Annotated in this window: 17 protein-coding genes; 10 read left to right on the top strand and 7 right to left on the bottom strand. The window is 70.5% G+C overall.

The window, feature by feature from the left end; all coding sequences use genetic code 11:
• Positions 1-73: 73 nt before the first annotated feature.
• Positions 74-1,462, top strand: a complete 1,389-nt coding sequence (locus FDA94_RS13950; RefSeq protein ID WP_246059865.1) for an LCP family protein — start codon at positions 74-76, stop codon at positions 1,460-1,462.
• On the opposite strand, the gene FDA94_RS13945 is transcribed toward FDA94_RS13950, so the two are convergent.
• The gene (locus FDA94_RS13945) at positions 1,453-2,022 is read right to left on the bottom strand and encodes a dihydrofolate reductase family protein (RefSeq protein ID WP_137247483.1); all 570 of its coding nucleotides are present in this window, start codon (positions 2,020-2,022) and stop codon (positions 1,453-1,455) included. The two genes, FDA94_RS13950 and FDA94_RS13945, sit on opposite strands and share 10 nt — an antisense overlap.
• 77 nt (positions 2,023-2,099) lie before the next feature.
• Here FDA94_RS13945 and FDA94_RS13940 point away from each other — a divergent pair, with 77 nt between their 5' ends.
• Positions 2,100-2,663, top strand: coding sequence for a TetR/AcrR family transcriptional regulator (locus tag FDA94_RS13940; RefSeq protein WP_137247482.1), 564 nt, complete (start codon positions 2,100-2,102; stop codon positions 2,661-2,663).
• Here FDA94_RS13940 and FDA94_RS13935 read toward each other — a convergent pair.
• Positions 2,660-3,478, bottom strand: a complete 819-nt coding sequence (locus FDA94_RS13935) for an oxidoreductase (protein ID WP_137247481.1) — start codon at positions 3,476-3,478, stop codon at positions 2,660-2,662. The two genes, FDA94_RS13940 and FDA94_RS13935, sit on opposite strands and share 4 nt — an antisense overlap.
• An 82-nt stretch (positions 3,479-3,560) precedes the next feature.
• Between FDA94_RS13935 and FDA94_RS13930 the strand changes: the two genes are divergently transcribed.
• Complete coding sequence (locus FDA94_RS13930) at positions 3,561-4,421, top strand: LysR family transcriptional regulator (RefSeq protein WP_137247480.1); 861 nt, start codon at positions 3,561-3,563, stop codon at positions 4,419-4,421.
• Here the strand turns inward: FDA94_RS13930 and FDA94_RS13925 are convergent.
• On the bottom strand, positions 4,408-4,842 hold the full coding sequence (locus FDA94_RS13925; RefSeq protein WP_137247479.1) for a hypothetical protein: 435 nt from the start codon (positions 4,840-4,842) through the stop codon (positions 4,408-4,410). The genes FDA94_RS13930 and FDA94_RS13925 overlap by 14 nt on opposite strands.
• A 107-nt stretch (positions 4,843-4,949) precedes the next feature.
• Between FDA94_RS13925 and FDA94_RS13920 the strand changes: the two genes are divergently transcribed.
• From FDA94_RS13920 to FDA94_RS13900, 5 genes are all read left to right on the top strand, one after another.
• The gene (locus FDA94_RS13920; protein WP_137247535.1) at positions 4,950-5,627 is read left to right on the top strand and encodes a response regulator transcription factor; all 678 of its coding nucleotides are present in this window, start codon (positions 4,950-4,952) and stop codon (positions 5,625-5,627) included.
• A complete protein-coding gene (locus FDA94_RS13915) occupies positions 5,624-6,844 on the top strand; it encodes a sensor histidine kinase (RefSeq protein ID WP_137247478.1) in 1,221 nt (406 codons plus the stop codon). Before FDA94_RS13920 ends, FDA94_RS13915 begins: the two co-directional genes overlap by 4 nt.
• Before the next feature lie 35 nt (positions 6,845-6,879).
• Complete coding sequence (locus FDA94_RS13910; RefSeq protein WP_137247477.1) at positions 6,880-7,161, top strand: PepSY domain-containing protein; 282 nt, start codon at positions 6,880-6,882, stop codon at positions 7,159-7,161.
• A gap of 40 nt (positions 7,162-7,201) precedes the next feature.
• Complete coding sequence (locus FDA94_RS13905) at positions 7,202-7,741, top strand: hypothetical protein (RefSeq protein WP_137247476.1); 540 nt, start codon at positions 7,202-7,204, stop codon at positions 7,739-7,741.
• Positions 7,742-7,853: 112 nt separating this feature from the next.
• The gene (locus FDA94_RS13900) at positions 7,854-11,924 is read left to right on the top strand and encodes a CHAT domain-containing protein (RefSeq protein WP_170990927.1); all 4,071 of its coding nucleotides are present in this window, start codon (positions 7,854-7,856) and stop codon (positions 11,922-11,924) included.
• A 62-nt stretch (positions 11,925-11,986) separates the two neighbouring features.
• Here the strand turns inward: FDA94_RS13900 and FDA94_RS13895 are convergent, their stop codons facing one another.
• Complete coding sequence (locus FDA94_RS13895; protein WP_170990926.1) at positions 11,987-12,319, bottom strand: helix-turn-helix domain-containing protein; 333 nt, start codon at positions 12,317-12,319, stop codon at positions 11,987-11,989.
• A 171-nt stretch (positions 12,320-12,490) separates the two neighbouring features.
• Here FDA94_RS13895 and FDA94_RS13890 point away from each other — a divergent pair, with 171 nt between their 5' ends.
• Complete coding sequence (locus FDA94_RS13890; RefSeq protein WP_137247473.1) at positions 12,491-13,339, top strand: class II glutamine amidotransferase; 849 nt, start codon at positions 12,491-12,493, stop codon at positions 13,337-13,339.
• A 178-nt stretch (positions 13,340-13,517) separates the two neighbouring features.
• A complete protein-coding gene (locus FDA94_RS13885; protein ID WP_170990925.1) occupies positions 13,518-14,492 on the top strand; it encodes a hypothetical protein in 975 nt (324 codons plus the stop codon).
• Here the strand turns inward: FDA94_RS13885 and helR are convergent.
• The 3 genes from helR to FDA94_RS13870 all read right to left on the bottom strand — a co-directional run bounded on the left by helR (position 14,482) and on the right by FDA94_RS13870 (position 19,578).
• Positions 14,482-16,614: an RNA polymerase recycling motor ATPase HelR gene (helR, locus tag FDA94_RS13880; protein ID WP_137247471.1), complete on the bottom strand. Its 2,133-nt coding sequence runs from the start codon at positions 16,612-16,614 to the stop codon at positions 14,482-14,484. The two genes, FDA94_RS13885 and helR, sit on opposite strands and share 11 nt — an antisense overlap.
• A gap of 116 nt (positions 16,615-16,730) precedes the next feature.
• Entirely contained in the window at positions 16,731-18,032 is a 1,302-nt protein-coding gene (locus FDA94_RS13875; RefSeq protein ID WP_246059863.1) for a sensor histidine kinase, read from the bottom strand.
• A 328-nt stretch (positions 18,033-18,360) separates the two neighbouring features.
• Complete coding sequence (locus FDA94_RS13870; RefSeq protein ID WP_137247469.1) at positions 18,361-19,578, bottom strand: serine hydrolase domain-containing protein; 1,218 nt, start codon at positions 19,576-19,578, stop codon at positions 18,361-18,363.
• Between the last annotated feature and the right edge of the window lie 44 nt (positions 19,579-19,622).

The raw sequence follows: 19,622 nt of genomic DNA, 5'->3' as shown, positions 1-19,622 counted from the left end.
CGTGGGCGGGGACGCCTACGGAGGGGTCCGGGTAGCAGCTCCCCGCAAGGGCCGCCGGCACCGCCGGGCGAGCATGCGGTCCATCGTCCTGACCGGCACCCTGTCGAGCCTGGTGCTGGTCGGCTCGGGCCTCGCGTGGGCGCTGCCCAACTACGTCTCCGGCCGCATCACCTCGGTCGACGCCGGCACCGCCGGTTCGGCCACCCGCGGCGCGATGAACATCCTCCTGGTCGGCGTCGACAAGCGCGACGACCTGTCGCGCCGCCAGCAGAACCAGCTCCACCTGGGCCGCGAGGTGGGGCAGCGCACCGACACGATGATGGTCGTGCACGTCTCGGAGGACCACAAGAAGGTGACGGTGGTCTCGCTCCCGCGTGACACGTGGACCGAGATCCCCGGCCAGGGCAGCCACAAGATCAACAGCGCCTACCAGTTCGGCGGCGCCAAGCTCGCCGTCCGGGCCGTGCAGCAGGCCACCGGCATGCGCATCAACCACTACGTCGAGGTCAACGTGCTGGGCTTCATCGACGTGGTCGACTCGCTCGGCGGCATCACGGTCTGCACCCCGGTGCCCATCAACGACGACAAGACCAAGCTCGTCCTGACGGCCGGCACCCACAACCTCGACGGCGTCAACGCCCTGGCGTACGCCCGCACGCGCGCCACCGCCCGCTCCGACCTCGACCGCATCGACCGCCAGCAGCAGGTCATCTCGGCGATGCTGCAGCAGGCGCTGAGCGGCGGCACGCTCACCAACCCGGCCAAGCTGGGCGCCCTGGTCAACTCGACGCTGCGCACCCTCACGGTCGACGACGAGCTGTCGGGCAACATGCTCGACCTGGCCACCCAGCTGAAAGACGTGTCGACCGACGACGTGTCGTTCGCGACCGTGCCGATCGCCGACGTCAACTACACGACCCCGACGGGCGAGTCGGCGGTGCTGTGGGACAAGACGGCCGCCGCCGAGATGTTCCGCCGCATCGACAACGACGAAGACCTCGCCAAGCCGGCCAAGCCGTCGCCGTCGGCGACTCCTTCGGCCACGGCGTCCGCGACCCCGGCGCTGAGCCGGTCGGCCCCGCTCTCGGTGCCGCCGAACCGCATCCGGCTGACGGTGCTCAACGGCACCCTCGTCACGGGTCTGGGCGGGCGCACCCGCGACGCCCTGCTCGGCGCGGGTTTCCTGGTCCCCGAGCAGGCGGGCGACACCGGCCGCCGCGACTACAAGAACACGGTGATCCGCTACGCCGCCGGGCGCGAAGACTCGGCCCGCACGGTCGCCGCCGCGCTGCCCGGGGCCGAGATGCGCCAGGTCGACGTCGAGGGCATCGAGGTCATCATCGGGACCGAGAACAACAAGGTCGAGAAGGTGACCGTGCCGACGGCCGCGCCGACCCCGTCGAAGGCGCCGACCCCGGCGGCCCGCACGGCGACGCAGAACATCTGCAAGCCTCAGCCGTGAACGTACTCGTTGATCACCACGCCTGACTCGTAGGGCGTGCTGCGCTCCAGCCGGAAGGTGTGCGGGGCGTACGGGGCGGCGAAGAGCGGCACGCCGTCCTGGAGCACGACCGGGTTGACCTTGAGGACCAACCGGTCGATCTCGTCGACGAGGGCCCCGGCGAGCAGGCCGCCGCCGCAGAGCCAGATGCCGGTGCCCTCCTCCTTCTTGAGCCGCCGCACGACCTCCACCGGGTCCTCTCCGGTGAGGGTGATGCCGTCGGGGACGTCGCCGGGGGTCCGGGTGCGGGAGAAGACGTACTGGCGGGTGTGCGGATAGGGGTCGCGGGTGTGGGTGAAGCCCGCGGCGTAGGTGTTCCAGCCCATCAGGGTCGTGTCGAAGCGCGACCCGTCGGCGGTGAGGCCGAGCATGCGCAGCCCGACCTCCGGCAGGGTGTCGCGGTAGTCCCGCTTGATCATCTCGATGTGGTCACCCTCGACGGGGAAGGCCGAGAAGTCGTCGGCGGGGCCGGAGATCCGGCCGTCGAGCGAGACGGCGACGTAATAGGTGAGTTCTCGCATCCATGCTCCAACCACAGCAGTTGTAGTGATTGCCCAGAATGTACTACAGCCGTCGTGGTTGCGCTACTCTCGACGCCATGGCGCGGAACGCGGGACGACGGGCGGAGCTGGCCGACGCCGGCATCAGGGTGCTGGCCCGGGAGGGCTCGCGGGGTCTCACCCACCGGGCCGTCGACGCCGAGTGCGGCGCCCCGACCGGCACCGCGTCCAACTACTTCCGCTCCCGCGCCGACCTGCTCGAAGGCCTGGTCGCCCGGATCGGCGAACGCTTCGCGCCCGATCCCGAGGTGCTGGCCGAACTCGCCTCCCACCCGCCCGACCGCGCCTCGTTCGCCCGCCATGTGCGCGACATCGTGCGCCGGTTGAGCGCCCACCCCGAGGTCACGCTGGCCTGGTTCGAGCTGCGGCTGGAGGCGGCCCGGCGGCCCGAGGTCGCCGACCTGATGCGGGGCGTGCTGCTGGAGGGGTTCCGCGCCGACGTCGCGTACAACCGGGCGGCCGGGCTGCCCGGCGGCCCGGCGGAGATCGCGCTGTTCCACTACGCCGTCGACGGGCTGCTGCTCGACCGCTTGACCGTCCCGATCGACCCCGGCACCTCCACCGACGAGGTCGTCGAGGCGCTCGTCGAGGGGCTGCTCTAGTCGAAGTCGGTGCCCCGGCTCACCTTCTCCCAGGTCAGCAACTCCGCTTGCGAGCGGGCGTACGACGCGAGGACGTTGTCGGCCGCGTCGTTGCCCAGCGCCAGGCGCAGCGGGGTCGCCGGCGCGTCGAGCGCCCGCAGGATCGCGGCGGCCGCCTTGGCGGGGTCGCCCGGCTGCGCGCCGTCGGTGGCGGGCAGATCGGTGCGCAGCGGGCCGGTGATCTCGTCGTAGGCGGCGATGCGCGGCGAGTGGAGCAGGGCCGAAGGGCCGGCGAACGAGGTCCGGAAGGCCCCCGGTTCGACGATCATGACCTTGATCCCGAACGGGGCGACCTCGCCGTGCAGCGCCTCCGACCAGCCCTCCAGGGCGAACTTCGTCGCCGAGTAGCCGCCCACCCCCGGAAACGACATGCGGCCGCCCATGCTGCTCAGCTGCACGATCGCGCCCGTCCCGCGCTCCCGCATGTGCGGCAGGACGGCCCGGGTGAGCGCGGCCGGGCCGAAGAAGTGCAGGTCCATCAGGTCGCGCAGCTCGGCGTCGGTGGTCTCCTCGGCGGCCCCGACCAGGCCGCGCCCGGCGTTGTTGACCAGGACGTCGATCCGCCCGTGCCACAGCAGCGCCTCGGCGACGGCTCCGGCGACGCGGGGCCGGTCGGTCACGTCGAGGGCGATCGGGTGGACGTTCGGGTGAGGGGCGATCTCCCCGGGGCGCCGGGCGGCGGCCACGACCAGATCGCCGGCCGCGACGGCGGCCTCGGTCAGGGCCCGGCCGAAGCCCGAGCCGGCGCCGGTGATCATCCAGATGCGGTTCGTCATGCCTTCGGTTATGCCGGTCGGGCGGCCGGTGCGTCCAAGACGCGTCGGCGGCCGGGCGATAAGCCGCGCTTATGATCGCAGGGTGGAGCTGCGGCAGCTGCGATACCTGGTGACCATCGCCGAGACCGGCAACCTCGGCCGCGCCGCCGAACGGCTCTTCGTCAGCCAGCCCGCGCTGTCGCAGACCGTCCGGGCGCTGGAGCACGAACTGGGGGTACGCCTCTTCGACCGCCACCCTGGCGGGGTCTCCCCCACGGCGGTCGGGCGCGACGTCGTCGAGGCGGCCCGGCGGACGCTGGCGGCGGCCGAGGGCGTGCGGGCGGCGGCGGCCCGCGTGCTGCGGGTGGGGTTCGAGGCCAGCGGCGCGGGCGACCTGACGAGCCGGGTGCGGGCCGAGTTCGCCCGCCGCCACCCGGAGGCGCGGCTGGAGCCGAAACGCTACGACTGGGGCGGCGAGACGGCGGCGCTGCACGCGGGCCTGGTCGACGTGGCGTTCGTCTGGCTGCCCGCCGACCTGACCGGTCTCGCGCACGAGATCGTCCATCGGGAACCCCGGGTCGTGGGGCTGCCCGAGGGCCACCGGCTGGCCGGGCGCGCCGCCCTCACCGTCATGGACGTCAGCGACGAACCCCTCATGTGGACCGAGCGGGCCCCGCGTGAATGGGTCGACTGGTGGGCGGTGAACCCGCGCCCCGACGGGTCGGCGCCGAAGTGGGGGCCGACCAACGACAACGTCGAGGAGATGCTCGACCAGGTCGCCGACGGCGTGGCCATATGCTTCGGACCGGCCAGCATGGCGCGCTACTACACCCGGCCCGGCCTGGTGTGGGTGCCGCTCGCCGACGCCGAACCCCTGCGGGTGGCGCTGGCGTGGCCCGCCGGCTCGGCCAACCCGCTGGTGGCCGCGTTCGTGGCGGTGGTGCGGGAGCTCAGTCGTCCGTGACGACGGTACGCGGCACGTCGCCCTCGCAGTGGGTCTCCACCTCGACCTCGGTCTCGCCCCGCTCGAACTTGACCTTGGCCCGGCTGTCGGGGCCCGGCTCGACGTCGTCGGTCTGCCAGCCTTGGGCGGGGGTCCAGGAGGTGAGGTGCGCGCGGCCGGCCGTACAGGACACGACGACCGTGCCCCCCGCGGTCGACACGACTCTGCTCGCCGAGGCGGCGGCTGAAGGGCGGGGGGTCGGCGGGCCGGCGGTGGGCGCGGGCAGGGCGAGTTCGCGGCGGACCGCCTCGGCCGTGAGCGCCTGGTCGCCCGGCCCCCGGAACGCGTCGCCGAAGGAGCCGATGACGACCAGCCCGGCGACGGTCGCCGCGAGCGCCGCGACCACCCAGCCCGCGACCGCGAAGACGAGACGCCGATCCATGCCGCCCACCATCCCCCTCCCCGCCTTCTGTCTGGGCTAAGGCCGGGTTAACGCGACGCTAAGGCCCTTCGCCGCCGAACCGGACATTGACTAGCGTGTCGGGCACCATGGCCAGTCTGCTGCTCATCGAAGACGACGTGACGATCCGGACCGCGCTGGTCCGCGCCCTCCGCGACAAAGGACACGCCGTCGCGTCGGCGGCGTCGGCGCTCGACGGGCTGCGGATGGCCCTCGACGACCGCCCCGATCTGGTCGTGCTGGACCTCGGCCTGCCCGACCTCGACGGCGCCGAACTGCTGCGCATGCTGCGCGCGGTGTCGGCGGTGCCGGTGATCGTGGCGACCGCCCGCGACGGCGACGCCGAGTCGGTCCGGGTCCTGGACGCCGGCGCCGACGACTACCTGGTGAAGCCGTTCACGGCGGCCCAGCTCGACGCGCGGGTGCGGGCGGTGCTGCGGCGCACCGGATCGGTGGCCGGCGACCCGACGGTGACGGTCGGCGGCCTGCGCGTCGACCCGCGCGGCCGGGAGGCCCTGCTGGACGGGCGCAGGCTCGACCTGACGCCGCGCGAGTTCGACCTCCTCCTCTACCTGGCCGCACGGGCCGGGCAGGTGGTGACGAAACGGGAACTCCTCATCGAGGTGTGGCAACTGCCCTACGGCGGGACCGACAAGACGGTCGACGTGCATCTGTCGTGGCTGCGCAGGAAGCTGGGCGAGACCGCCCAGGAACCCCGCTACCTGCACACCATGCGCGGCGTCGGGGTCAAACTGGTGTCGCCGTGAGAAGCCGGCTCGCCCTGCTGGTGGCCGCGACGACCTCGCTCGTCCTGGTGGCCATGCTGGTGCCGCTGGCCCTGCTGGTCAGGGCGACCGCCGAGAACAACGCGATCACGCAGGCCACGGCGGAGGCGCAGTCGGTCGGGGCGGTCATCGGCACCGTCGACGAGCCGACGCTCGCGCTGGCCGTCAGCCGCGCCGAGGCGGCGGGCGGCCACGACGTCGCGGTCTTCCAGCCCGGCGCGGCGCCGGTCTCCGAGGCGGTCGAGCTGGCCCGGCGCGGCCGCAGCTTCACCGCCGTCTCGCCGTCCGGCGGGCGCGAGGTCCTGGTCGCGGTGCAGGGGCCCGGCGGGACGAGCGTCGTCCAGGTCGTCTTGACCCCCGACGACCTGACGCGCGGCGTCGGCGAGACCTGGCTCGGGCTGCTCCTGCTCGGAGTGGTCCTGATCGGGCTGGGCGTGGCCCTGGCCGACCGGCTCGCGGTCGCCATCACGCGCCCGATGACCGCGCTGGCCCGCGTGTCCCACCGGCTGGCCGGCGGCGACCTGGAGGCCCGCGCGGTCCCGGGCGGTCCGCCGGAGGTCCGGTCGGCCGGGCTGGCGCTCAATCACCTCGCCGGCCGCATCGGCGAACTGCTCGCCGAGGAACGCGAGATGGTCGCCGACATCTCCCACCGCCTGCGGACCCCGCTGACCGGCCTCCGCCTGGAGGCCGAGTCGCTGCGCGACCCGTCGGAGGCCGACCGCATCGCCGCCCGCGTCGACGCGCTGGAGAAGGCCGTGACCTCGGTCATCCTCGACGCCCGCCGCCGCACCCGCGAGAAGGGCTCCTGCGACGCGGCCGTCGTGGTGCGCGAGCGGGCCGAGTTCTGGTCGGTGCTGGCCGAGGAGCAGGAACGCGCCTTCTCCGTGACGGTCCCGCCCGTCCCCGTCGAGGTCCCCGTCTCCGCCCCCGACCTGGCCGCGGCCCTGGACGCGCTGTTCGAGAACGTGTTCGCCCACACCGACGAGGGAGTTCCCTTCTCGGTACGCCTGACGCCCCGCGAGCTGGTCGTGGAGGACGACGGCCCCGGCTTCGGCCCCGCCGCCCTGGAACGCGGCCACAGCGGAGCCGGGTCGACCGGACTCGGCCTGGACATCGTGCGCCGGACCGTACCGGAAACGCGCCTGGAGAGATCCCCGAACGGCGGCGCGCGGGTGGTGCTGACGTTAGTGACGTCTTAGCGTGGCGCTATCCGGACTCCCGCGAATCTGAGGGCATGAGAATCCGATACGCACTCGCCGGCGCGGTCACCGTTCTCGGCCTGACCGCCGCCGCCACCCCCGCCGCCGCCACGACCGCCTCCGTCACCAAGGCGCAGGCCGTGAAAATCGCGAAGAAGAAAGTCCCCGGCGCTTATGTGACCGACGTCGAGCGCGAATGGGAGCACGGCCGGCGGACGTGGAAAATCGAACTCGAGAAGGGCGACTGGGAGTACGACGTGTACGTCGCCGTGTCGAACGGCCGCATCATCAAGTTCAAGCGCGACTACGACGACTGACACCCTCGACGCCACCTGAGACGCGATCCACACTGGGAGCATGCCGAGCCCACGGTTGATCGGAGAACGGTTCAACCTGCCGTTGGTCCTTGACCGGCTCCCCGCCCCCGACGCCCATTCCCCGGACAACCCGGTCCTCATCAGCGTCTTCGCCGAAGACCAGGCCGACCGGGTCGGCACCGCCCCGGCCGAGGGTCACTTCGAACGCGACCAGGCCCGTCGCGCCAAGGTGATGCGACTGCTGGGGAGTGGGCACGTGCGGTCGGCGCGCGACTACTACAACGCGGCGATGATCCTGCAGCACTCTCACCTGGTGGAACATTTCCACCTGGGACACGTGCTGGCCCGGCTGAGCGCACTGGCCGGCTACGGGCCGGCCAAATGGCTGGCGGCGGCTTCCATGGACCGGTGGCTGATGCACCAAGGGCTCCCCCAGCACTACGGGACCCAATACGTGGAGGACGGCGAGGGGTTCCGGCTGTGGGACGTGGAGCCGGAGACGACCGACGAGGAAAGGGCCGAATGGAATGTGCCGCCACTGGGCGAGGCGGTGCGAATGGCGGCCGATTTCCCCGTCTAGGAACGACCGTAAACAGGGCGCTCGTCACCTTGTTTTACAGTTCGCGCGACACTGCTCCATAGGGCCCTGGACTCACTTAAGGTGAGCAGCCCACGGGCCGAATGGAGTTGTGGTGGTCTACCCGCGCGTGTTCATCTCCTATGCCCACGACGACGATGACCACGTGGAAAAGGTCCGGACTCTGTGGGCGTTCCTGCGCGCGAACGGGGTCAACGCCGGGCTCGACGAGTCGGCGGCCAGAGAACCGCAGTTCTGGCCCGACTGGATGAGCGCGCAGATCCGCGACGCGGATTTCGTGCTGGTCATCGCCTCCCCGGAATACCGCCGGGCCGCCGACGGGGAGACGCCGCCGACCGAGCGGCGCGGGGTGCGCTGGGAGGCCAGGGAGGTCAAGCACCAGTTCAACCGGCAACCCGACGACGCCGGGAGGAAGTTCCTGTCGGTGGTCCTCCCGGGCGGGCGGATCGACGACATCCCGGCGTTTCTCACGGCCGAATCCCGGACCTACTACACGGTTACCGAGTTCACGGTTGCCGGGGCGGAAGGGCTGCTGCGGTATCTGCTCGGCCAACCCCAGAACCCCCACGACCCGCCCATTCTGGCCGCCCCGGAGCTGCGGCCGCGTCCCTTGCCCGCCATCCCGCTCCGGCACGAGGTGGTTCTGCGAGTGCGGGCCGAGGGTGCGACGTTGACCTGCGAGACGACCGTCTCCGGGACGGTGTTGGGCACCGTCGAGAACCCGCGTCCCTACGGCATCGACGACGCCTGGCACGCCCTCCGGCTGAGGGGCGGCGAGGCCGAACAGCGACTCCTCCAGACGGGCGGCGCGCTCGCGCGGGCGCTGCTGTCCGAGGAGACGATCGACCACCTCACGACCCTGCTGACCGGCTCCGCTTTGGGCACGGTGGTGGAGGTCGTCTGCGACGTCGACGCCGGGTCGAGCACCCTGCCCTACGAGCTGATCACCCTCAACGGCGTCCCGCTGGTCACGATGCCGGGGGCCCAGATGCGCCGTCGGATGGCCGATGTCGGCCACACGGCGGTGGCGCCGCTTCCCGGCCCTTTGAAGATCCTCGTCGCCGTGTCGGCCCCCGACGAGAACACGACCCGGAACGCGCCCCTCGACGTCGAGGCCGAGATGCAGGCGGTCCTCGACGCGGTCGCCGACGTGCAGGAGATGGAACAGGTCCAGGTCAGGATCCTGGAAGTGCCGAGCTCGGCGGAGATCACGAAGGCGCTCCAGCAAGATCAGTACCACATCTTGCACCTGTCGGCCCACGGCAACCCTCTCGGGGTGGAACTGTCCGATGAGGACGGCAGCCCCGAGCCCGTCGACACCAACGGCCTGGTCGAGGTCCTCCGCGCCGGAACCTGCCCTTTGCCCTTGATCGTGGTGTCCGCCTGCGCCGGCGCCGCCCCCGCGCCCGACAGGGCCGAAGGTCTCGCGGCTACCCTTATCCGCCAAGGCGCCGATCGCGTCCTGGCCATGCAGGCGTCCGTCTCGGATGTGTACGCCACCGACTTGGCCCGACGTTTCTACAACGCCCTGGCCGCCAAGCCCGAAACCACGCCCTCCCACGCCCTTGCCGTCGCCCGACGAGAGTTGGAGGGCCAACGCCGCCGTGCCACCGCAGACAAAGGCCGCCCCGAATACGGGGTCACCACCCTGCTCTGCGCGCAGAACGACCCGCCGCTGCGAACGAACTCCGGCCCCTCGCAACCTTTGTCCCGCGCGATTCATCCGCCAGCGGGCGGCAGTGTGCGCGCCCTCCCGATCGGGTCGCTGATCGGCCGTCGGCCCGAACTCCGGGCCGTCATGAACGTGCTGCGCGGCCACCCGAGTGTGCGGGATCTCGGCGACATCTCCGGAGCCGTCCTCACCGGGATCGGCGGAATCGGCAAGACCGCCGTGGCCGGACGCGCGATGAGCCGACTGGGCAACGACGGCTGGACCACGGTCGTCCACGAGGGACTGTGGAACCCTCTCGGCCTCATCGGCAGCGTGGCCGGTGCATTCGAAGGCAACCCCGATGTCCAGCGGCACTTGGTGGACCTGACGACGGACGACACGACCAAGATCAGCATAATCGGCCAGCTTCTCCACCAGGCACGACTGCTGATCGTCTTCGACGACTTCGAGCAGAACCTTAGCCTTGACGGTGGCAGGTTCACCGACGACGGATTCGCCGAGATATTCACGCAGTTCTGCCAGCAGGCACACCGTGGGCGAATCCTGGTGACCTGCCGCTACCCCTTGCCAGACAACGACTTCCTCGTCGACATACCGATCCCACCGCTCAGCCCCGCCGAACTCCGCCGGATGCTGCTGAGACTGCCCGCCCTACGGGACCTGTCGCCCGAAGACCGCCGAACCCTGATGGTCACCATCGGCGGGCACCCGCGCCTGCTGGAGTTCGTCAACGCCCTGCTCAACAACGGTCGGGCCCAGCTCAAAGAGGTCACCACCAAGCTGCGCGAGCTGGCGAGAGACCACCACATCACCCTGACCGCGGAGCCGACGCTGGAGACGGCGGTCGACGAGGCGGTGCTGCTCGGAACGAGAGACATCCTGCTGGAGCAGCTCTTGGGGCTGCTCAGCACGGCGGAGAAGAACGTCCTGCTGCAGTGCGCGATATCCCGCGCGCCCATGAGCGTCGAAGACGTCGTCTGGGCGGTGCACGGCGAGACGCGTCCGGCGGAGGCCATCACCGTGGTGACCGCCGCAGTCAACCGACTCGTCGATCTGACGCTGCTGAGCTCGACCCCCGAGGGCGAGGTGGTCATCCATACGTGGATAGCCACGGCTCTTGCGGAGCACCGAACCGATGAGGTCGAAAGCCACCGACGCGCGCTGGCAATGCGTTTCAACCGACTGTCGCAGGGGCGGGGCGGATATCCGGACCTTCTTGAGATCGCCCACCACCTGGAAGCGACAGATCAAAGCGAAGAACTGGTGGGCTTCGCTCTTGCTGTGGCCGACATGCTCGCAAACCAATCCGGCGAGTTGTCAGTCGCGTCATTCCTCGGCGAGATCACGAGTAGCTTCACTGTGATCACGCGTCACCACATACACCTACTCGACCGAGAAGCACGGGCGCACATTCTCACGGGCGATCTCACGACTGCAGCGTCACGTCTCAACATCCTGATCAGCACCATTGAGCAACTCGCCGTGGCCGACCCCACCAACGCCCAAGCCCAACGCGACCTCAGCGTCTCCCACGAAAGACTCGGTGACCTTCTCACCACCCGGGGCGACCTCGACACCGCCCACCAGCACCACACCGCAAGCCTGCACATCCGCGAGAGTCTCGCGGCCGCCGACCCCAGCAACGCTGAAGCCCAACGCGACCTCAGCATCTCCCACGAAAGACTCGGTGACCTTCTCACCACCCGGGGCGACCTCGACACCGCCCACCAGCACCACACCGCAAGCCTGCACATCCGCGAGAGTCTCGCGGCCGCCGACCCCAGCAACGCTGAAGCCCAACGCGACCTCAGCATCTCCCACGGAAGACTCGGTGACCTGCTCGCCGCCCGGGGTGACCTCGACACCGCCCACCAGTACTACACCGCCGACCTGCTCATCGCCGAGAAACTCGCGGCCGCCGACCCCAGCAACGCTGAAGCCCAACGCGACCTCAGCGTCTCCCACAGCAGGATCGGCGAGTTGCTCGCCGCCCGGGGCGACCTCGACACCGCCCATCGGCACTACACCGCAAGCCTGCGCATCGCCGAGAAACTCGCCGCCGCCGACCCCACCAACGCCCAAGCCCAACGCGACCTCAGCGTCTCCCACAACAAGATCGGCGAGTTGCTCGCCGCCCGGGGCGACCTCGACACCGCCCACCAGTACTACACCGCCGACCTGCTCATCGCCGAGAAACTCGCCGCCGCCGACCCCAGCAACGCTGAAGCCCAACGCGACCTCAGCGTCTCCCACAGCAAAATCGGCGAGTTGCTCGCCGCCCGGGGCGACCTCGACACCGCCTACCGGCACCACACCGCCGACCTGCGCATCGCCGAGAAACTCGCCGCCGCCGACCCCACCAACGCCCAGGCCCAACGCGACCTCGAAATATCGCTTATGAAAATGGCCAACATCCAGGACGCGCTAGGTCACCCCGAAGAAGCTGCGCGCTACCGGCAGAGAATTCCCTCAAGAGACGGGACCGATGCCTGAGAACCCGACGCGATATTCAATTCATCGCAAGAGTTTCCGGCCCGCCCTACACCCCAGCCCCCTCAGGCCGCCGTCTTCTCCCTCCCCCGCTTTCGATAAGCCGCCGGCGACACCCCGTACTCCTCCAGAAACACCCGCGAGAAGTGCGAGCACGACCGGAACCCCCACCGCTGCGCGATTACTCCCACAGGCACCCCCGTCATCCCCGGCGCCACAAGTTCGTCCCGGCACTTCTCCAGCCTCCGCGACCTGATGTACCGCGCCGCCGACAGCCCCCTGGCCTCGAACATGCGATACAGCCCGCGGATCGACAAGTAGTGTGCCGCGGCGATGGTGGGCGGGCAGAGGTCCGGGTCCCCGAGGCTGTGGTCGATGTAGGCCACGATGCGTGCCATCAGGTGATCATCCATGGTCATCCGTGACATACGGCCCAACGTAGGACGCGCCTGTATAGCCGCCGTATATTGCCGCGTCGGCGACGGCTTGACCGCACCCATGATCGCAGCTGGTCAAACTCTTGTCCGTGCCGATCTGTGCCGGTTTGCGGCCACGGGGATAAGCACGTCATGTGCCGCCTCTTCGGGCTGTCCGCCGCCCCGCACCGCACCAAGGCCACGTTCTGGCTCCTGGAGGCCCCCGACTCCCTGACCGCGCAGAGCCACCGTGACCCCGACGGCGCCGGCCTCGGCTTCTACGACCACGGCGAGGCCCACACCCACAAGGCGCCGATCGCCGCCTACGAGGACCGCTGCTTCGCCCACGAGGCGAAGGAGGAGTGTTCGGCGACCTTCATCGCGCACGTCCGCTACGCCTCGACCGGCGGGCTGGAGCGCCGCAACACCCACCCTTTCAAGCAGGACAACCGGCTGTTCGCGCACAACGGCGTGGTCGAGGGGCTCGACCGGCTGGAGGCCGAGCTCGGGCCCGACCGGAATCTGGTCAAGGGCGACACCGACTCCGAGCGGGTGTTCGCGCTCATCACGCGGGAGGTCCGTGCCAACGGCGGCGACGTCAGCGCCGCGATCGTGTCGGCGGGCCGATGGATCGCCGACGAACTCCCGCTTTTCGCGCTCAACCTCATTCTCATTTCGGGCACGCAACTGTGGGCGCTACGTTATCCGGAAACCCATGAGTTGTACGTCCTGGAACGCCGCGCCGGCCTTCTCTGCCATGAGGGAACCGGCGGCAGAATCAGGGTGGAAAGCGCCGACCTGGCCGACCGGAAATGCGTCGTGGTGGCCAGTGAGCGAATGGACGACGACCCCGGCTGGCGTCTTATGGAACCGGGTGAACTCCTGCACGCCGACATGCGATCGGCCGTACACAGAAATGTCGTTCTGCCTGACCCGCCACGTCATCAGATGGCCCTGCGGGATCTGCGTCCGGAAGCGGCGGCTTCACAGCACGGCGCGTGATTTTCCACTAATCTGCCGCTGACGCCGACTATCGGAGGCACCAGTGGAGAAGCCCGAGATCAGGATCGGCAAGAATGTCTACGGCCCTTTGATCACGGGCGACGGAAACAGGGTCACCGTCACATCATCACCGCCTCGCCGGCCGTGGCTCTGGATCGTTCTCGTCCTCTTACTGATCATGGGCGCCGCGACGATTCTGCTCCTTCTCGACGGCGACGACGCGGAAGAGGCCGCCCCGGTGCAGACGCCGAGAGCGGGGCTCGGCGCCGGCACCTACACGGTGATCCTCGAAGGCAGCGTCGCCAACGGCTCGCCGTTCACCCGCCAGGGCGAGTTACGCGTCCGGCGGCCGTCCGACTGGTGTCTGCGGGTCGGCAATCCGGCCGGGGCGCCCGCTCCCGGGGCGATCTGGTTCGCGTCCGACGCGAGCTGTTTCGACGGCAGCGCCGACGACGTGTTCGCCGAGTGGGCGACCGACGGCGAGCAGACCGTGCTCACGCCGGTCAACCACGCCCGGAGCATGAACCTCTTCAACGCCGTCTCCGGCGTCACGGCCGCCGCCTACACCCCCGACCGGGGCGAGGTCCGCTTCCAGGCCGACGGCGCCCAGGTGACGGGCACCATCAACCTCCAGGGCGTGGACCTGATGGGCGGCACGGCCGAGCGCGGCGTCTTCACCGCGAAGTTCGAGGCCGCCCAGATCTCCGACGACCCCGAGGCGCTGATCTCCTCCCCCGAAGACCCGGCGGCCACGTCCGAGCTGACGCCCTCCGACGCCACCGGCGCCCGCTACTCGGTGAAGACCGTGATCTCCCTCGACCAGCTCCAGGGCGACCCCGGCAACCTCGACGCCGCCCGCGCGCGCATCGCGGGGGCGATCTTCGTGATCGACGCCCGCGACGGCGGCGACTTCCTCTACGCGCCCCCCGACTCCCGCGACGACCTCTTCCCCGTCGAGGGCACGGTCAGCGGCGCCGAACCCGCCTACGTGGTGTCGGGCGACCGCGCGGCCGACCAGGCGAAGGTCGCCGTGGGCGGCGCCGTCGACCTGAGCGGCGCCGAGCCGGTGATCCACCTGACCGTCACCACGACGGCCTTCTCCAAGGTGACCTCCTACGAGTTCCGGGCGGTCCTCCGGCCCGTCAGCTCGTGAGGATCACCAACTGCTGCGTGGCGCGCGTCATGGCGACGTACCGATCGACCGCTCCTTCGATCCCCTCGCCGAACCTGTCGGGGTCGACCAGCACGACCAGGTCGAACTCCAGGCCCTTCGACAGTTCGGGGGTCAGCGACCTGACCCGGGCGGTCGGCCGGAAGGCGGGGTCGCCGATCACACAGGCGATGCCGTCGCCCTGCCAGGCGTCGAGGATCGACGTGAGCTCCGAGACCGAGCCGTGGCGGACGGGCACGCCGCCGGTCCGGATCGAGGTCGGCACGTTGGCGTCGGGCAGCGCGGCGCGGATGACCGGCTCGGCCTCCGACATGATCTCTTCGGGGGTGCGGTAGTTGACCGTGAGCTGAGCGAGGGTGACCCGGTCGAGGCCGATCCGGCGGAGCCGCTCCTCCCAGGTCTCGGTGAAGCCGTGCCGGGCCTGGGCGCGGTCGCCGACGATCGTGAAGCTCCGCGACGGGCAGCGGAGCAGCAGCATCTGCCATTCGGCGTCGGTGAGTTCCTGCGCCTCGTCGACGACGACATGCGCGAACGGGCCGGCCAGGACGTCGGGTTCGACGCCGGGGGCGACGGTCTCGTCGACCAGGGCGTCGCGCATGTCCTGGTTGTGGAACATGGTGATCAGGCCCTCGCCGTCGTCGTCGGTGTCGAGCAGCCGGTCGATGACGTGTCCGGTCCGTTCCCGTTCGAGCGCGATGGCGGCCTGCTGGCGGCGTTTGGTCGCGGCGGCCTCCGGGTCGCCGAGGCGCTGGCGGGCGGCGTCCAAGAGGGGCAGGTCGGAGACCGTCCAGGCCTGGGCCTCCGGGCGCTGCAGGAGGCGGATCTGCTCGATCGTCAGCCAGGGCGCGCACAGCCGCAGGTAGGCCGGGACGGTCCACAGGTCGCCCACGAGGTCGGCCGCCTCGATCAGCGGCCAGGCCCGGTTGAACGTCTTGACCAGCTCTCGGTCCTGCAGCAGCGAGCGGCGCACCATGTCGCGGGAGGCGTCACCCTCGTACTTGTCGGTGAGGATCGTGAGCAGTTCCTGCCAGATGACGTCGCGCGCCTCGTTGTGGGGGGTGTCGGGGTCGGGGGCGTCGAAGGCCTCGGCCCAGTCGTCGGGGCTCAGCCAGATCTTCGCGTCGGTGACCTCCATGCCCTTGTCGGGCCGGTTCTCGTAGAACTTCACGGCCGGCTCGATGGCCTTGACCATCTCGGCCGAGGCCTTGAGCCGGGCGATCTCCGGATTGGTCTCGGTCGCGGCTGCGGCGCCCTCCTTGACGAGGTCGCGCAGGGTGCAGGTCCGCACTCCCTCCTCTCCCAGGCTCGGCAGTACGTCGGCCACATAGGCCAGATAGTGCTGGTGGGGCCCCACGAAGAGCACGCCGCCCCGGTGGTGGCCGAGTCGCGGGTCGGAGTAGAGCAGGTAGGCCGAACGGTGCAGGGCGACGACCGTCTTGCCGGTGCCGGGGCCGCCGTCGACGACGAGCGCGCCGCGTGACGACGCGCGGATGATGGCGTCCTGGTCGGCCTGGATGGTGCCCAGCACGTCGCGCATGCGGCCCGAGCGGTTGCCGCCCAGGCTGGCGATGAAGGCCGACTGGTCGTCGAGGGCGGCGGCGTGGCCGTCGAACCCGTCCTGGGTGAAGACCTCGTCCCAGTAGTCGTTGATCCGTCCGGCCGCCCAGCGGTAGCGGCGGCGGCTCGACAGGCCCATCGGGTTGGCGTGGGTGGCCCCGAAGAAGGGCTCGGCGGCGGGTGAGCGCCAGTCGAGCAGCAGCCGCCGCCCGGAGCTGTCGGTCAGGCCGAGACGGCCGATGTAGACGGGTTCCTGGTCGTCGTCGCCGACCATGTGGCCGAGGCACAGGTCGAGGCCGAAGCGGCGCAGGGCGCGGAGGCGGGCGGTCAGCCGGTGCACCTCCTGGTCGCGGTCGAACGCCGCGCGTCCCGCCCCGCCCGGGGCCCTCCGTTCGGCGTCGAGGCGGGCGGACAGGTCGGTGATCGACTGGTGGAGGCTCTCCGCGATGGCCGCGAAGTGCTTCTCGTCCCGGGCGATCAGGGCCGGGTCGGCCTTGGGCGCCAGATGGTCGGGCAGGTCGAACGCACTGGTGGTCAGTGGATTCACGTCTGCGTCCCCCGGATTTCGCAGATTGTGGGCTTGGCCGGTCGATTCTGCGGCATGACGGGGGGCTTGTGGCAAGCCCGGGGGTGCGCTATACGTTGAAAATGGAGGGGCCGCCTTCACGAGGCCGTCGTGGGCAGGCGCAGCACGAATCGTGCCCCCCGCTCACTGTCCTGAATCGTCAGGCTTCCGCCGTGCGCCTCGGCGATCTCCCGCGCGATCGACAGACCCAGCCCCGTTCCGCCCGCGTCGCGGGCCCGTGAGGCGTCGAGCCGGGTGAACCGGTCGAAGACGATCTCCCGGTGCTCGGGCGCGATCCCGGCCCCGTCGTCGAGCACCTCGAGGATCGCGCAGGTCCCGTCGGCCCGCACCCGCACCGTGATCTGGGAGCGGGCGTGGCGTTCGGCGTTGTCGAGCAGGTTGCCCAGCACCCGGGTGATCCGCAGCCGGTCGCAGTCGACCCGGACGTGCTCGGCGAGCTCGGTGACGATCTTCTTCCGGTACGCCCGGCGCTTCAGCTCCCCGTCGACCAGGGCGGCCAGGTCGGTCGGCGCGCGGTCGACCGGCGCGCGGGCGTCGAGGCGGGCCAGAGTCAGCAGGTCGGTCACGATCGCCTGGAGCCGTTCGACCCCGGCGAGGACCTCCGTGCTCATCGTGGGCCAGTCGGTGCTGTCGGGATGCATCAGCGCCTCCTCCAGCTGGGCCCGCATGGCCGTGATGGGGGTGCGCAGGTCGTGGGAGGCGTCCTGGGTGAAGCGACGGAGCTGCTGGTAGGCGACCTCCAGCCGGTCGAGGGTGGCGTTCACCGTCTCGGCGAGGAGCTGGATCTCCTCGTACTTGGTCGACACCGGGACCCGGCGGTCCAGGCCCGTGGCGGTGATCTCGGCCATCCGCGACCTGATGGCGTTCACGGGGGCCAGCGCCTTGGTGAGGTCGCGGAAGGTCCAGGCGGTGAGCACCGAGATGACCAGGAGCGACACCCCGACGGCCGTGATGATCGAGGTGACGCTGCCGTACCAGGCGACCACGGGCAGCGCCATGTAGAGCAGCCAGAACCCGCCCGGCTGGTAGACCTTGTACGACAGGACCGTCGCGCAGCCCGACAGACCGGCCGGCGGGCAGAGCGTACGGACCGCGCGCACGCTCGCGCGGTCGGCGTGGAAGTCGGCCATCGGGCCCTTGCCCGCCAACTGCGGCGTGGCTGCCACGACGTGCCCGTGCGAGTCCACCACCTGCACGGCGTTGACGGAGTTGTCCTCCAGCGTCTTCGGAAGCGGGCCCTCCCGGATGAGCGGGACCACATGACCCCACGTCATGGTGGCCCGCGCCTGGACACTGTCCATCTCCTTGTAGCCTGCGAAGAGCAGGAAGAGCACGCTGACCCCGACGCACACCAGGGTCGTCACCAGGGCCGTCGCCACGGTCCTCCGGACTCGGAAGGCTCGCGTCATCGAAGGGCCTTTCTGCTTCGCGGACAGGGGACGCGAAAAGCCCGGCCGAACCTCTGCCCGAAGTCGGCCGGTGTGCTGTCAGGTGATCGCGCGGTCTTTTCCGCTTTTGTGAGTGGCGTCCGGGCCGAGGCCGGAGTCGCGAGGACGTCGACGGCGATTCTCTGGGGAGGCGGACGACCTCCTGTTCACTTTTGAGTCTATGACGCGCAGTTCACCTGGACAAAACCTGTTGTGCCTGGTGAGGGCGGCGAACCCCGCCAATGCCGACGCCTGGCGGGGTTCACGTTGGGCAAAGCTTTTACTCCTCGATCGCTTGGTAGACAGTGGTCCAAAAATCATGGACGAGCCGGGCCGGATCCGGGACCGACATCCCGACCTGGGTGAGCAGGATCCCGACGAGCCCGTTGGCCGGATCGGCGTAGGTCGAGGTGCCGCTGCCGCCGTCCCAGCCGAACTGCCCGATCGGCGCGTAGTCGCCCCGGTACGTCCGCACCGCCATCCCCATGCCCCAGCCGCCGTGCTGGCCCTGGCCGAACGACACGTGGACGTTGTCGGCCGCCAGGGCGTTGCGGAAGGCGTTCTGCTCGGGCGTGAGCCGGTTGGTGGTCATCAGCTCGACCGCCGGCCGCGAGAGGATCCGCTCGCCCTCGTGGACCCCGCCGTTGAGCAGCATCCGGAAGTACGCGTGGTAGTCGTCGGCGGTGGAGACCAGGCCCCCGCCGCCGCCCTGGAAGGCCGGCGGAGCGCTGTGGCGGCCGCCCTCGGCCGGGTCCCACACGTGGAACTCCCCGCTCGCGGGGTCGGGGGCATAGAGGGGCGGCAGGCGGTCGATCTCGCCGGCGGGGACGTCGAAGCCGGTGTCGGTCATGCCCAGGGGGTCGAAGAGGCGTTCGCGCAGGAAGCTCTCGAACGACTGGCCGGTGACCCGGGCGACGAGCACGCCGAGCAGGTCGCTGCTGATGTGGTACTGCCAGCGCTCCCCCGGCTGGTACATCAGCGGCAGCGTGCCCAGGCGGCGCATCCACTCGTCCGGCTCGGGCATCTCCACGGGCAGGTTGGGCGTGAGGCCCTGCTCGAAGACCGCGTTCATGATCGGCGAGCCGAGCGCGGTCAGGTCCATGCCGAGCCCGAACGTGGAGGTCAGCACGTCGCGGACGGTGATCGGCCGCCGGGCCGGCACGGTGTCGTCGAGCGGGCCGTCGACGCGGGTGAGCACGCGCCGGTCGGCCAGTTCGGGCAGCCACGGGTCGACCAGGTCGTCGAGCCGCAGTCGGCACTCGTCGAGCAGGATCATCGCCGCCGCGACCGACACCGGCTTGGACGTCGAGGCCATCCGGAAGATCGTGTCCCGGCCCATCGGCGGGCCGCCGTCGTGGCGCATGGTCCCGACGGTCTCGACGTGGACCTCCTCGCCCCGGGCGACCAGGGCGACCAGCCCGGGGATCCGGCCCGACTCGACGTGCCCGGCCAGCACGCCGCGCAGCCGGCGCAGCCCTGATTCGGTGAAACGACCCATGATGCTCTCCTCAGCGTCCGGTGGTTCGGTTCGTGAGGATCACG

Origin of the sequence: Herbidospora galbida, assembly GCF_005233835.1 — a bacterium.
GTDB classification, from domain to species: domain Bacteria; phylum Actinomycetota; class Actinomycetes; order Streptosporangiales; family Streptosporangiaceae; genus Herbidospora; species Herbidospora galbida.
Note: the sequence above shows the minus strand (reverse complement) of the source record. Positions and strands in the feature narration are given on the sequence as shown.

Coding starts and splice junctions, on each gene's coding strand:
- FDA94_RS13950 (WP_246059865.1), top strand. CDS start 74: ATGCGGTCCATCGTCCTGACCGGCACCCTGTCGAGCCTGGTGCTGGTC.
- FDA94_RS13945 (WP_137247483.1), bottom strand. CDS start 2,022: ATGCGAGAACTCACCTATTACGTCGCCGTCTCGCTCGACGGCCGGATC.
- FDA94_RS13940 (WP_137247482.1), top strand. CDS start 2,100: ATGGCGCGGAACGCGGGACGACGGGCGGAGCTGGCCGACGCCGGCATC.
- FDA94_RS13935 (WP_137247481.1), bottom strand. CDS start 3,478: ATGACGAACCGCATCTGGATGATCACCGGCGCCGGCTCGGGCTTCGGC.
- FDA94_RS13925 (WP_137247479.1), bottom strand. CDS start 4,842: ATGGATCGGCGTCTCGTCTTCGCGGTCGCGGGCTGGGTGGTCGCGGCG.
- FDA94_RS13920 (WP_137247535.1), top strand. CDS start 4,950: ATGGCCAGTCTGCTGCTCATCGAAGACGACGTGACGATCCGGACCGCG.
- FDA94_RS13910 (WP_137247477.1), top strand. CDS start 6,880: ATGAGAATCCGATACGCACTCGCCGGCGCGGTCACCGTTCTCGGCCTG.
- FDA94_RS13905 (WP_137247476.1), top strand. CDS start 7,202: ATGCCGAGCCCACGGTTGATCGGAGAACGGTTCAACCTGCCGTTGGTC.
- FDA94_RS13895 (WP_170990926.1), bottom strand. CDS start 12,319: ATGGCACGCATCGTGGCCTACATCGACCACAGCCTCGGGGACCCGGAC.
- FDA94_RS13890 (WP_137247473.1), top strand. CDS start 12,491: ATGTGCCGCCTCTTCGGGCTGTCCGCCGCCCCGCACCGCACCAAGGCC.
- FDA94_RS13885 (WP_170990925.1), top strand. CDS start 13,518: ATGGGCGCCGCGACGATTCTGCTCCTTCTCGACGGCGACGACGCGGAA.
- FDA94_RS13870 (WP_137247469.1), bottom strand. CDS start 19,578: ATGGGTCGTTTCACCGAATCAGGGCTGCGCCGGCTGCGCGGCGTGCTG.